We start from the raw sequence: 12,707 nt of genomic DNA, 5'->3' as shown, positions 1-12,707 counted from the left end.
GGTCGGGCGGGCGGCCGGCGGCGTCGGACGGCGGGCCGGCGGCACCGGCACCGTCGGCCGGGTCGGCGCGTCGCGCTCGCCAGCGGTCGGGGTCGGCGGGCCGGCGGCGTCGGCCGCATCGGCCGGCGCGAACGGGGCGGTCGGCTGCGGCTCGAAGGCGACCGTCTCCTGGGCGCCGGCGGCGGCCGCCTCGTCGACCGGGACCGCGCGGGTGGTCTGGCCGCTGGCCGCGGGCACCTCGCCGGCCGCGGGCTCGGCCCCCGGCGGCACGTGGACCGGGGCGGCGGGATCGGCCTCGCGGCGGCGCCGCAGGCGGACGTCGATCGGCTCGCCGTCGCGGTCGACCCCCGCGGCCGCGACACCGGGCACGAGCGTGCCGGCCGCCGCCGCGCCGCGCGCGACCGGGTGCGCCTCGACCGCCACCGAGCGGCCCTCGAGCGCGGCCCGCGCCGCCCGCGCCAGGTCGCCGGCCGACGCGTAGCGGTCCTCCGGCTGCTTGGCCATCCCGCAGGCGACGACCTCGTCGAAGGGCGCCAGGTCGGCCCGGTGGTCGCCGACCCGCGGCCGCTCGGCGTTGACGTGGGCGTAGAGCTTGGCGACCGTCGTGCCCTCGAAGGCCGGCTCGCCGGTCAGCGCCACCACCAGCATCGCCGCCAGCGAGTAGACGTCGGCGCGGGCGTCGACCGCGCCGCCCTCGATCTGCTCCGGCGCCATGTAGTCGACGGTCCCCAGCACCAGGCCGGTGCGGGTCAGCTCGTGGCTGCCGTCCAGCTCCTTGGTGAGCCCGAAGTCGGCCAGCAGCACCCGCCCGGCCTCGGGATCGGGCGCCCCGGGCACGGCCGGGACGGCGCCGTCGGGGTCCTCCAGCAGCACGTTGGCCGGCTTCACGTCGCGGTGGACGATCCCGTGCGCGTGGGCGTGGTCGAGCGCGGCCGCCACCTGCTCGACGATCGAGACCGCGACCGCCGCCGGCACCCGGCCGCCGCCCCGCCGCAGCCGCTGGCGCAGGTCCTCGCCGGCGACGTAGCGCATCGCCAGCCAGAGCCCGGCGTCGTCGCTGCCGGCGTCGTAGACCGCGACCACGTTCGGGTGGTCGAGGCGGGCGGCCAGCCGCGCCTCGCGCTCGAAGCGCTCGCGGAACGATGGGTCGTCGGCCAGGTCGACGGCCAGCAGCTTCAGCGCCACCTGCCGCCCGAGCGTGGTGTGCTCGGCCAGGAAGACCGAGCCCATGCCGCCGCTCCCGAGCCGTCGCTCGATGCGGTAGTCGTCGATCTGATCGCCAGGTCCGGGCACTGCGCTCACTCCTCCGACGGCCGGTCGCGCACGCACGGACCGGTGGGAGGACCCCTTCAGTGTGCCGAAGAGGCGCCGACGCCGGTACCGTGCGCCCGTGCCCGCCGGTGCTGACACCCCCCTGGTCAGCTTCTGCGTCGTGGGGACCAACGGCGCGGAGGTGCTTCCCGCCTGCCTCGACGCGATCGCCCGCGAACAGCGGCTGCTCGACCAGCCGACCGAGGTGCTGGTGCTCGACAACGCCTCGACCGACGGCAGCGCCGAGATCGCCCGCCGCCACCCGGTCGGCGCGACGGTGATCGCGCTCGAGCGGCGCGAGGGCAAGGCGGCCAACGACAGCCTGCTGCTCGACACCGCCCGCGGCCGCTACGCGCTGCTGCTGAACGAGGACAGCGAGCTGAAGGCCGGCGCCACCAAGGAGCTGCTCGACGCGCTCGAGCGCGATCCGGAGGCGGCCTGCGCCGGTGCCGCGCTGCTGCGACCCGACGGCGCCGAGCAGCCCTCGGCCTGGCGCTTCCCCAGCTTCGGCACGACGCTCGCCCAGGCCTGCCTGCTGCACAAGCCGCTGGTGGTCCAGTCCGGCCGCCGCGGTGGCGCGGCCGGCGGCACGCGGCGGGTCGACTGGTGCCAGTCCGCCTGCCTGATGGTGCGGGTCAGCGCCTCGGCCACGATCGGCCACCTCGACCCGGAGTACTTCGTCTACGGCGACGAGGTCGACCTGCAGCGGCGGCTGGCCGACAACGGCTGGCACACGCTGCACGTGCCGGCGGCCCGCTGCATCCACCACGAGGGGCTGTCGACCGGTGCCGGCGCCCAGCGCCGGATCGTCGAGCTGCACCGCAACCAGGAGCGCTACCTGGTGGCCCACCACGGCCACGTCGTGGCGCTGCTCTGCCGGCCGTTCGCGGCCTGGCCGTACCTGCTGCGGGCGCTGGCGGCGATCGTCCTGCCCGGCCACTCGCCGCGCCGCTACTGGTGGCACGTGCGGGCGACGCTGGCCCCGCAGCGGGGCGAAGGCATCCGCGAGGCGGCCGAGGCGTTCAACGCCCAGCTCGACCCGCCGGCCGCCAGCGGCGCCGGTGGCGCGGCCGCCTGAGGCCCCCGGTAGCGTCCCGCCGGTGAGCGCGGCCCCTCCCTCCGCGTCCGGCCCGCCCGCGCTGGAGGCCCGCGACCTGCGCAAGACCTACCGCGGCGGCCGCGAGGCGCTGCGCGGGATCGACCTGCGGGTCGGTCCCGGCGAGCTGGTCGGCCTGCTGGGCCCGAACGGCGCCGGCAAGACGACGCTGACCAAGATCGCCTGCGGCCTGGTCCACCCGACCGGCGGCGCGATCGCCGTCGCCGGCCACCCCGCCGGCAGCGCCCCGGCGCGGCGCGCGATCGGCTACCTGGCCGAGCTGTTCCGCTTCCCCGACTGGCTGACCGCCGACGAGGTGCTGGCCCTCCACCAGCGGCTGGCGCGCTCGGACGGCGGCGCCGAGGAGCGGGCGCGGCGGCTGGCCGACGTCGGGCTGGGCGACAGCGCCGGCCTGCGGGTGGCGGCGATGTCGAAGGGGATGCAGCAGCGGCTGGGGATCGCCCAGGCGCTGCTCGGCGCCCCGCGGCTGGTGCTGCTGGACGAGCCGACCAGCGCCCTCGACCCGGTCGGGCGGGCGATCGTCCGCGACCTGCTGACCGCGCTCCGCGAGCGCGGGATCGGGGTGCTGCTCTCCAGCCACCTGCTGGGCGAGGTCGAGCGGGTCTGCGACCGGGTGGCGATCGTCGTCGACGGGCGGGTGGTGGCCGACGGCGCCCCGCAGGAGCTGACGCGGCCGGCCGGGGTCGAGCTGGAGACCGACCGCGGGACCCGGCTGGTGGCCGGCGCGACCCGCGACGACGTGCCCGAGCTGGTGGCCCGGGCGGTCGCCGACGGCGAGCGGGTCTACGGCGTCGCGGCGCGCCGTTCGACGCTGGAGGACGTCTACCGCGACGCGGTCGGCGAGTCGGCCGACGCGGGGGTCCAGCGGCGGTGAGCGACGTGCTGCTGATCGCCCGCCTGGGCCTGCGCGAGGCGATCCGACGCCGCGTGCTGCCGGTAGTGCTGGTGCTCTCGCTGCTGTTCCTGGTCCTCTACTGGATCGGCGTCGGGGTGGTCCGCGAGGACGTGGTCGGCGACGGCGGCGCGCTGGCCCCCGACGCGCTCGGCGGGATCGAGCCGGCGCTCGACGCGGCCACCGCCGGGGTGCTGCTGGGCCTGGCCAGCTTCGCGACGCTCTTCCTCGGCGCCACGCTGGCCGTCTTCCTGACCGCCGGCGCGATCCGCGGCGAGGCCGAGCGGGGGCTGCTGCAGCCGCTGGTGGTGCGGCCGCTCGGGCGGCTGCGGGTGCTGGCCGGGCGCTGGCTGGCGGCGACCGCGGTCGCCGTCCCCTACACGCTCGTCGTGCACCTGGGCGCGACCGCGATCATGCGCGCCCGCGGCGACTACGCCCCGGCCGAGGTGCTGGTGCCGGCGATCGAGCTGGCCGCCGCCGTCGGGCTGATCGCGCTGCTGGCGCTGGCCGCGTCGGTGGTGCTGGGCCAGGTGGCGAGCGGGATCGGCTCGTTCATGTGCGTCGGCGCCGGGCTGGTCGGCAGCCTGCTGGGCCAGATCGCCGACGCGATCGACAACGCGACCCTGCGCCACGCCAGCGACGTCGTCTCCGCGGTGCTGCCGTTCGAGGGGCTCTACGAGGACGTGCTGGCGCGGATGACCGCCGGCGGCCGCCAGCAGCTGCTGAGCCTGGGGCCGTTCGGCGGCGCCGACCCGGCCGGCCCGGGCTTCTTCGCCTGGGCCGCGCTCTGGGCCGTGCTGGTGGCGGCGGGCGCCGCGTGGCGCTTCCGCCGCCAGGACGTCTGACGCTAGAAGGCGCCCGCGTCGCCGAGCGCGCTGGCGACGTTGGTCGCGAACTCGTCGGTGCGCTCGTTGGCGTCCAGGTAGAGCCGCTTGCCGCGGAGGGTGGTGGTGACGTAGATCCGGCGGTCGCCGTCGGTCCAGACCCCGATCCGGCCCTCGGCGACCGCCACGCCCGGTCCGTCGAGCGCGTCGATGCCCAGCTGCTTCGCGATCTCGCCCGGGCTCCGCATCCGTCGCGTGCCGACCGGCAGGTCCTCGTCCTCGGCCAGCATCACGACGATCAGCAGCGCCGCCGCCGCCTGGCGACGGGCGACGAGCTCGCCGCCGGGCTTGGTGAAGGCCAGCGTGGCGAGGCGGAACTGCGAGGTCGACGAGCGCGTCCGCCGCCACGAGAGGTCGACGGTGCAGTAGGCGGCGTCCTCGTCGACCCGCAGCCGGACCCGCGGCTCGAGCGCGGCGTCGACCCCGCCGGAGGTCGACTGCTCGCGGCCCTCGGCGTTGGCGTAGTGGCAGTTCAGCGCGATCCGCCCGCGCTTGTAGCGGCGCGCGCCGCGGTCGGTCAGCCGCACCCAGCGGCTGCCGCGGTGGCGGACGACCCGGACCGCGCCCGGATCGCTGCCCAGCAGCATCGGATCGCGCGGGCTGAGCGTCGTGACGTCGGCCGCCGGGGTGGCGGCCCGCAGCGCCGACGCGGCGGCGAGCAGCTGGCGGGCCGACGGCGCGGACGCGGTGGTTGACGCGCTCGCGGACGCGGGCAGCGCGAGAGTGAGCGCGAGCACGCCGACCAGGGCGGCACGCGGGGGACGAGACGGCACGGGACCTCCGAGGGGGATCTGGACTCGCGGTCAGGCACGCCCGCGAGTCCCGGCAGTGTAGGCGGCCGGCTCAGCCGGTCGTCGAGTCGGGGAGCTTGCGCCCCACCGGCCCCACGTAGACGCCGCGCGGCAGGTCGTTGTCGGCCGTCGGCCCGGGGTGGAAGGCCAGGTAGATCCGGGCGCAGCGCTGGGCGCCGGAGCCGTTGGCCACCCGCACGTGCTCGGCCACCCGCAGGGTCGCCCCGTCGTGGCTGAAGTGGTAGTCGTTCGGGTGGATCCCGTACCAGACCTCGCCGACCCCGGAGCGCCAGTCGAGGCCGAGGTCCTGGGCCAGCTGGCCGACCGGCTGGCCGATCCCCTCGGGCCGCAGGTAGGCCTCGGCGACCTTGTCGAGGGTGACCAGGTCCTTGAGGATCATGTCCGGCCGCCAGAAGGGGCTGTCGGAGGCGGTCTCGAAGGCCCGCTCGGTGAAGACCAGGTGCTCGCAGCGCTTGGCCGCCACGTGGACCGCCTCGGCCACCGACTCGACCTCGGGCAGCGGCTCCTCGCCCTCCTCGCCGCTCTCGCCGCCGTCGCCGCTCTCGTGCTCCAGGCGGGCGATGTCGCGGCGGGCCGCCTCGAGCGCGACCTCCAGCCGCTCGTGCTCGGCGTGGGCGTCGACCAGCAGCGCCTCGCGCTCGGCCAGCCGCTCGCGCAGCTCGGCCACGTCGGCGGTGTCGACCGGCGGCGGGGCGGCGGCGGCCTCGTCCTCCAGCTTGTCGGCCAGCTCCTCGCCGCGGGCGCGGACCCGCGACAGCTCGCTGCGGACGTCCTCCAGCTCGGCCTCGGCCTTGTCGAGCCGGCCGCGCAGCTGCTGGGCCTCGGCCACCCGCTCCTCGGCCCGGCGCTCGTGGCGGCCGGCCTGGGTCTGGGCCTGCTCGGTCCGGCGCTGGGCCTGCTCCAGCTCCTTCTCGGCCCGCACGGCGCGGCGGTCGAGGGTGACCAGCGCCTCGCGGCAGATGCCGAGCAGCCGCTTGTCGACCTCGGCGATCCGCCGCTCCTGGTCGACGTCCGCCCGCAGCAGCTTCAGCTCCTGCTCCGGCTCCAGCTCGGGAAGCTCCTGGGCCCCGGGCTCGACGCCCAGCTCGGCCTCTACTTCACGGACCGCGGTGACCGCGTCGTCCTCGGCCTCGAGGGCATCGACGAAGGCCTGTACCGCTGGAACCGATGAACGCTCGACCGAGACGGCCAGCGACATGCCGATCTGCTCGCGCAGGATCCGGTCGATCTCCGGCCGGCCGATCCGGTCGAAGACGACCTCCGCCTGGGGGGCCGCGTCGGGCCGTTTGTGCGTCGGCGAGCCGGGCCGCTTCGCCTTGTTCCGCTTCTTGGTGCTCATGGGGGGTACCGCCACGGTAGCGCAGGGAGCTTCGGGCGTCCTGAGGAAGTGGTCGGCGTCCACCGCCCGCTTCCTGAGCGATCTGGACGGACGGCGTGGCCGCGGGCGGGGAGCCGGCCGGCGGGCTCAGCCGCGGCGGGCGGCCACGGCCCGCCGCAGGACGGCGACCTCGGCCGGTCGCACCGCCCCGACCGCCACCAGCAGCGGCGGGATCGCGGCGCAGGCGGCCAGCCGCAGCAGCCAGCCGGCGGCGCCGTCGTCCGGCAGCAGCTGGTCGCCGGCGGCCGCGACCGCCGCCAGCAGCGCGACCGCCGCGGTCAGCCGGGCACGCTCGAACGGCACGTGCAGCAGCCGGCGGGTGCGCAGGTGGGCGATCGCCAGCGCCACCACGTAGGCGGCGACCAGCGCGATCGCGGCCCCGGTCGCCTGGTGGTCGGGCACCAGCAACGCCAGCGCGACGACGTTCACCACCAGCCCCAGCAGCGCCGCCGGCAGCGTGCGACCGGTGGCGTGGGCGCGGCCGGCGATCGAGGTGAAGACCCAGGTCAGCCCCCACAGCGCCCAGCCGAGCGCCAGCCACGGCAGCGCGTCGGCGACCGCCACGTGCTCGGCAGCGGTGAACTCGCTGCCCAGCAGCAGGTCGCTGACCTGGTGGCGCATCAGGGCCAGCGCCGCCACCACCCAGCCGAGCGCGACCACGTAGGCCCGGACCACCTGCGCGTAGGCGCGCGGCGCCGCGTCGTCGTCGAGGTCGTAGGCGAGCGGCGGCCAGGCGGCCTGGAAGGCGCGGGCGACGACGATCACCAGCGTCGCCAGCTTGACCGCGCCCGAGTAGACGCCGGCGCTCTCGCGGCCGGCCTCGTGCAGCAGCCACTGGCGGTCGACGAAGCTGAGCGCGAAGACGGCCATCTCCGGCAGCACGGTCGGCAGCCCGAACCGCAGCAGCGGCCCCATCGCCGTCGGCGAGCCGTCGCGGCCGCCGGCCAGCAGCCGCCGCTGCGACCACCAGATCCCGACCAGCACCAGCGCCGAGGCCAGGTAGTTGCCGAGCAGGTAGCCGGAGGGGCCGGCGTCGAGCGCGACCACCAGCGCGATCGTGGTCGCGACGGTCAAGAGGACGTTGGTCAGCGAGGCGATCAGGTACGTGCGCCGCGCCTCCTGGGCCCGCAGCAGCGCGTTGGCGACCTCGAGGTTGGTGAAGGCCCAGACGCCGAGCGCCGCCGCCCGCACGGTGCTGACCGCGCTGCCGGCCTCGCTGTCGAGGACCAGGTCGGCGATCGGCCGCGCGGCGAGCAGCACCAGCAGCGCCAGCACCGTCGACCCGACCAGCACCACCGCGGTCACCCGCCGCGCCAGCCGCGACCGGCGGCCGTCGTCGGCGTCGAGGAACCAGTGCCGCAGCAGCGCCTCCTGGAGCCCGACCCGCAGCACGATCGAGGCGAGGATGATCCAGGTCAGCAGGATCTCCGCCCAGCCCAGCTGGCCCGCGCTCAGGTGCGAGGTGTAGAGCGGCAGCGTGACCAGCGCCAGCACCCCGGCGGCGACGCCGGAGGCCTGGTAGGCCAGCCCGGACGCGACCAGGCGGCGGAGCGGGTGCGGCGCCATCGCGGCGTGATCCTACGGACCGGCCCGGTCTGGACATCTAGGATCGGGCGATGCTGCTGCGCCGGCCGATCCTGGACGCGATCGTGCAGGGCCGGGTCACGATCCAGTTCCGCCGCTGGACGCGGCCGTCGCTGCGGGCCGGCACCGTGCTGCGGACGGCGGTCGGCGAGCTCGACGTCGTCTCGGTGCGGACGGTCGCGCTCGACCGGATCACGAAGGCCGACGCCCGCCGCGCCGGGACGACGGTCGAGGAGCTGCGGGCCTGGCTCGGCCGCCGCGAGGGCACCGTCTACCGGATCGAGCTGCGCTACCGCGGCCCCGACCGGCGGATCGCGCTGCGCGAGTCGGGCGACCTCGACGAGGCCGCGGTGGCCGAGATCGCCGCCGCCCTCGACGGGATCGACGGCCGCAGCACCCGCGGGCCCTGGACGCGCCAGGTGCTGCGGCTGATCGAGGCCCGGCCGGCCGAGCTGGCCGCCGACCTGGCCGCCTCGATCGGGCGCGAGAAGCTGCCCTTCAAGGCCGACGTGCGGCGGCTGAAGGAGCTGGGCCTGACCGAGAGCCTGGAGGTCGGCTACCGGCTGTCGCCGCGCGGGCGGGCGTTCCTCGAACGCGATCCGACGGGCGGGCCGGGCGCCCCCATCGCGTAGCCTCGGGCGCCGTGACGGACCTGCGCCCGACCTGCGTCCTGCTGCTGCCGCGCCCGCTGGAGCAGTTCATCCTCCGCGACCAGGCGGAGGACCTGCTGCGCGGCGGCGACGTCGTCGCGCTCGAGCCGCCGCGGCTCGGCTACGGCGGCGCGCTGCGGCTGCCGGAGGCGGCGGCCGACGCGCTCGCCCGCCGCCAGGCGACCGCGCTGCTCGGCCAGCTGCGGGGCGACGGCCGCGACCCGCGGGTGATCGTCCTCTTCCACGCGATCCAGGAGCCGGTCGCCGCCCAGCTGCGGGCCCGGACCGGCGCCGAGCTGTGGTACTGGCGCTGGGACCGCTACGAGGCGGCCGGCGACGCCGGGCCCGAGCGGCAGGCGCGGCTGGAGCGGCTGCACCGGCGGGCCTCGGCGCTCTCGTCGCTGATCGTCGCGTCGAGCGGCCGGCTGGCGGCGCTGGCCGCGGAGGACGGCCGCCCGACCGTCCTCAGCCCGCTGGCCGCCGACCGCTTCCCCGCCCCCGACCCGGTGCCGGGCGTGGTCGGGCTCTCGCTCGGTCACCTCGGCCGGCGGGTCGACTGGACGCTGCTGCGGGCGGTCGGCGAGCGGATGCCGGAGCTGCAGCTGCTGCTGGTCGGCGAGGTCCACGAGGACGAGCAGGCCGACGACCCCGACTACCGCTGGTGCCGGGACCACGAGCCGTACGCCTTCCTCGGCCGCCAGGACGACGCGGCGGTCGCCCAGCTGCTGCGGCTGAGCGACGTCGGGCTGCTGCCGTTCCGGGTCGACCCCTTCAACGACGCCGGGCTGCCGTACCGGATCCTGAAGGCGGCGCGGCTGGGCCGGCGGACGGTCGTCCCCGACCTGGCCGGCGCCCGCACCTGGGAGCGGGCGATCCTGGTCGGCCGCGATCCCGACGCGTTCGTGGCCGCGCTGCGCTCGCAGGCCGGCGTCCGCGAGGCGCCCGACGCGGCCCTCCGCGGCTGGGCGCTGGAGCAGACCGCCGAGCACCAGAACGCCCCGCTGCGCGAGCGGCTGCGGGCGATGGGGCTCGACGCGGGCTAGCCGACCGGGCCGACGCCGAGCCGCTGGTGCTCCGGCGCCATGCAGCGGTCCATCACCACCTCGAGCCCGCCCTGCTCGGCGATCCGCCGCGCCTCGTCGGACGCGATCCCCAGCTGCAGCCACAGCACCTTGGCCCCGACCGCGACCGCCTGCTCGGCGAAGGGCGGCGTCTGCTCGGCGGGCCGGAAGACCTCGACGACGTCGACCGGCTCGTCGATCTCGGCGAGGCTGCGGGCGACGGGCACGCCCAGGATCTCACCGCCGCGGGGGTTGACGGGCAGGATCCGGTAGCCCTGCCGCTGCAGGTAGCGGGGCACGGTGTGGGCCGGCTTGTGGGGCGCGTTCGACGCCCCGACGACCGCGATCGTGCGCGCGTCGCGCAGGATCCGCCGCAGCCGCTCGTCCTCGTGCTCGTCCCGGCGCACGGCGGACTACCGGTGGAGCGCCGCGCCGAGGGCCGTCCACTGCTCGCGTGGGACGCCGCGGACGCCGACCGGCTGCAGGCAGACGTGGTCGGCGCCGGCGTCGAGGAAGCCGCGGGCGACCTCGGCGATCCGCTCGGCGCTGCCGTGCGGCACGACCGCGTCGATCAGGCGGTCGGAGCCGCCGTCGGCGATGTCCGCCTCGCTGAACCCGAACCGCAGCAGGTTGGCCGTGTAGTTGCGCAGCCCCAGGTAGAGCGCCGCGTACTTGCGGGCGGCGGCGCGGGCGCGCTCGACGTCCTCGTCGACCACGCAGGCCAGCTCCGGCGCCAGCAGCGGGCCGGGGCCGAGCCGCTCGCGGGCGAAGCGGACGTGCTCGACCGGCACGAAGTACGGATGGGCGCCGCGGGCCCGCTCGCGGCTGAGGTCGAGCATCTTCGGCCCGAGCGCCGCCAGCGCCCGCGCGGCCGGCGGGATCGGGCTCGGCGCGGCGTCGATCCCGTCCAGGAACTCGCGCATCGCGGTCAGCGGCTTGGCGTAGCGGTCGGTCGCCTCGGGATGGCCGATCCCGATCCCGACCAGCAGCCGGTCGGGGAAGTCCGCCGCCAGCGCCGCGTGCTCGGCGGCCAGCTCCCCCGGCTCGTTGGCCCAGACGTTGACGATCCCGGTCGCGACGGTCAGCCCGCTGGTCGCCTCCAGCAGCGGCCGGACGGTCGGCAGCCGCGGCGAGCCGCCGAGCCAGAAGCTGCCGAAGCCGGCCTCCTCGACCACCTTCGCCGCCTCGCCGGCGTGCTCCTCGCCGATCGCGAGGTACGAGGTCCAGACGCCGAACGTTCCCAGCTCCATCGCCCGAGCCTGGCAGACCGGCCGCGGAACCCCGTCGGCAGCGGGCGATCGGCGATCAGGCGCCGCAGCGGACCCAGGCGACGAACGGACCCCGGCGGGCGACCGGGCGGAATCCCGGCGGCGCCGGCTGGGTGCTGCGCGGGACGCCGTCGGCGCGGCCGTAGCGCTGGGCCGCCTTGCCCTCGGCGACGGTGATCGCGACCCCGCCGCGGGTGACGCCCAGCCGCTCCGCGCGCGGGTCGCTGCGGGCCAGCACCCGGGTGCCGTCGACGTCGAGCTGGAGCCGGATCTCGGGCACCAGCCGGTAGGTCGGCAGCGAGATCGGGCCGCAGCGGCGGCCGGCCTGGAGCCGCGGGTCGTCGACCAGCTGGCGGACGTCGCGGCGGGTGTCGGCCAGGAACCGCAGCTCGTTGCCGAGCCGGCTCAGCGCGTCGCGCTTCAGCGCCACGTAGCCGCCGACGCCGAGCACGATCCCCGCCACCACCAGCAGCGCCCACGGACGCCGCCAGCGGTGCTCGGGCGGCAGCGCCATCCAGCCGCTGACCGCGACCGCGGCCAGGACGGTGATCGCCACCACCGGCACCGTCAGGTAGCGGGGCAGCAGCGAGAGCCCGCCGACGCCGGCCGCGAGGAAGGTCGCCACGCCGCCGCCGAGCAGCGCCAGCACCACCAGCAGCGGCCGCCGCGGGACCCGCGCCAGGCCGATCCGGGCGCCGAACAGGACCACCGCCAGCCCGACCAGGCCGGCGGCGGCGACCGGCGGCCGCGCCTGGCCGCCGAGCGCGGAGACGAGCACCCGCGGCGCCCGCAGCAGCCCGCGCTGACGGCCGAGGTCCTCGGCCAGCTGGCTGGTGGCGGTCAGCGAGTGGAGCGGGTTGCCGGTCACCGCCAGGTCGATCGCCGCCCACAGCAGCGGCGGACCGACCACCAGCGCCAGGTGGGCGAGCCGGCCGGGCAGCGGGTCGTCGGCCGCCGCCCAGCGGCCGCGGGCGCTGCACCACAGCCAGTAGAGGCCGGCCAGCACCCACGCCTCGGGCCGCAGCAGGCCGGCCAGGGCCAGCAGCAGCGCCGGCCGCCGCCAGGCCGCCGGCGGGGTCCGGCCGACGTCGCCGTCGGCCGCGGTCCGGCGCCCGACGTCGAAGGTCGGCCGCAGCGCCGGCTGGCGGGCGTCGGCCAGGATCAGCGCCGCCGCCCACGCGACCAGCGCCAGGAACGGGACGTCCAGGTAGCCGCGGGCGGCCAGCAGCAGGAAGGCGAAGCTGCTGAGCGTCAGCAGCCCGGCGACGAGGCCGGTGGCGAGGCCGGTCCGGACCCGGCGGTCGCCGTCGCCGTCGCCCGCCACCAGCGCCTCGCCCAGCAGCCGGCCGATCCGGACCGTGGCCGCGGCCAGCAGCGGCAGCGAGAGCGCGCTGACCAGCACCAGCACCCGGTCGCCGGCGTCGCCGAAGATCGCCACCACCGGCACCCCGAGCGCCAGCCAGGCCGGGTGCGGGGTCGACGCCGCGTAGGCCTCGAAGCCGGGGGCATGGCCGTCCAGCAGCTCGCGCGCCCAGACCAGGTTGAGGACGCTGTCGTAGTTGCCGGCGGTCGGCGCGACGGCCCAGACGACGATCGCGATCGCCACCCCGACCGCGGCCACCACCCACTCGGCCGCCGGCCACAGCGGCGGGGTCGGCAGCCGGCCCTCGGCCGCGGCCGCCGAGCGGGCGGCCGTCACCTGGCCGGGCCCGGGCGCCGACGCCGCCCGCCACGGCGGACGGCGCGCCCG

The 12,707-nt window shown here is 77.2% G+C and carries 12 protein-coding genes; 5 read left to right on the top strand and 7 right to left on the bottom strand.

All coding sequences use genetic code 11. The features are described from left to right. On the bottom strand, positions 1–1,293 hold a 1,293-nt coding region (locus SH587_RS24410; protein ID WP_320673276.1), incomplete at its 3' end, for a serine/threonine-protein kinase. 97 nt (positions 1,294–1,390) lie between these two features. Between SH587_RS24410 and SH587_RS24405 the strand changes: the two genes are divergently transcribed. From SH587_RS24405 to SH587_RS24395, 3 genes are read left to right on the top strand one after another with little or no spacing between them, the layout of a single operon-like run. Continuing rightward, positions 1,391–2,389: a glycosyltransferase gene (locus tag SH587_RS24405; protein ID WP_320673275.1), complete on the top strand. Its 999-nt coding sequence runs from the start codon at positions 1,391–1,393 to the stop codon at positions 2,387–2,389. A gap of 22 nt (positions 2,390–2,411) precedes the next feature. After that, positions 2,412–3,302, top strand: a complete 891-nt coding sequence (locus SH587_RS24400) for an ABC transporter ATP-binding protein (RefSeq protein WP_320673274.1) — start codon at positions 2,412–2,414, stop codon at positions 3,300–3,302. Next, positions 3,299–4,165, top strand: a complete 867-nt coding sequence (locus tag SH587_RS24395) for an ABC transporter permease subunit (protein WP_320673273.1) — start codon at positions 3,299–3,301, stop codon at positions 4,163–4,165. Before SH587_RS24400 ends, SH587_RS24395 begins: the two co-directional genes overlap by 4 nt. Positions 4,166–4,167: 2 nt before the next feature. Here SH587_RS24395 and SH587_RS24390 read toward each other — a convergent pair whose 3' ends face one another. From SH587_RS24390 to SH587_RS24380, 3 genes are all read right to left on the bottom strand, one after another. After that, positions 4,168–4,941 carry a hypothetical protein gene (locus SH587_RS24390; protein ID WP_320673272.1) on the bottom strand — a complete coding sequence of 258 codons (774 nt, stop codon included), beginning with the start codon at positions 4,939–4,941 and terminating at the stop codon, positions 4,168–4,170. Positions 4,942–5,047: 106 nt separating this feature from the next. After that, positions 5,048–6,355 carry a hypothetical protein gene (locus SH587_RS24385; RefSeq protein ID WP_320673271.1) on the bottom strand — a complete coding sequence of 436 codons (1,308 nt, stop codon included), beginning with the start codon at positions 6,353–6,355 and terminating at the stop codon, positions 5,048–5,050. Positions 6,356–6,481: 126 nt separating this feature from the next. Further along, positions 6,482–7,960, bottom strand: a complete 1,479-nt coding sequence (locus SH587_RS24380; protein WP_320673270.1) for a lipopolysaccharide biosynthesis protein — start codon at positions 7,958–7,960, stop codon at positions 6,482–6,484. 50 nt (positions 7,961–8,010) lie between these two features. On the opposite strand from SH587_RS24380, the gene SH587_RS24375 reads away from it, so the two are divergent. Then, positions 8,011–8,610 carry an ASCH domain-containing protein gene (locus SH587_RS24375; protein WP_320673269.1) on the top strand — a complete coding sequence of 200 codons (600 nt, stop codon included), beginning with the start codon at positions 8,011–8,013 and terminating at the stop codon, positions 8,608–8,610. Positions 8,611–8,621: 11 nt separating this feature from the next. After that, positions 8,622–9,671 carry a glycosyltransferase gene (locus tag SH587_RS24370; RefSeq protein ID WP_320673268.1) on the top strand — a complete coding sequence of 350 codons (1,050 nt, stop codon included), beginning with the start codon at positions 8,622–8,624 and terminating at the stop codon, positions 9,669–9,671. Here SH587_RS24370 and SH587_RS24365 read toward each other — a convergent pair. The 3 genes from SH587_RS24365 to SH587_RS24355 form a co-directional block, all read right to left on the bottom strand. Further along, positions 9,668–10,096, bottom strand: a complete 429-nt coding sequence (locus SH587_RS24365) for a CoA-binding protein (protein WP_320673267.1) — start codon at positions 10,094–10,096, stop codon at positions 9,668–9,670. The two genes, SH587_RS24370 and SH587_RS24365, sit on opposite strands and share 4 nt — an antisense overlap. Before the next feature lie 6 nt (positions 10,097–10,102). Then, positions 10,103–10,939, bottom strand: a complete 837-nt coding sequence (locus SH587_RS24360; protein WP_320673266.1) for a TIGR03620 family F420-dependent LLM class oxidoreductase — start codon at positions 10,937–10,939, stop codon at positions 10,103–10,105. A 55-nt stretch (positions 10,940–10,994) separates the two neighbouring features. Beyond that, the coding region (locus tag SH587_RS24355; protein WP_320673265.1) for a hypothetical protein at positions 10,995–12,707 on the bottom strand (1,713 nt) is incomplete at its 5' end.

The sequence above is a fragment of the Patulibacter defluvii genome (genome assembly GCF_034096925.1).
GTDB classification, from domain to species: domain Bacteria; phylum Actinomycetota; class Thermoleophilia; order Solirubrobacterales; family Solirubrobacteraceae; genus Patulibacter; species Patulibacter defluvii.
Note: the sequence above shows the minus strand (reverse complement) of the source record. Positions and strands in the feature narration are given on the sequence as shown.

Coding starts and splice junctions, on each gene's coding strand:
- SH587_RS24380 (WP_320673270.1), bottom strand. CDS start 7,960: ATGGCGCCGCACCCGCTCCGCCGCCTGGTCGCGTCCGGGCTGGCCTAC.
- SH587_RS24375 (WP_320673269.1), top strand. CDS start 8,011: ATGCTGCTGCGCCGGCCGATCCTGGACGCGATCGTGCAGGGCCGGGTC.
- SH587_RS24385 (WP_320673271.1), bottom strand. CDS start 6,355: ATGAGCACCAAGAAGCGGAACAAGGCGAAGCGGCCCGGCTCGCCGACG.
- SH587_RS24360 (WP_320673266.1), bottom strand. CDS start 10,939: ATGGAGCTGGGAACGTTCGGCGTCTGGACCTCGTACCTCGCGATCGGC.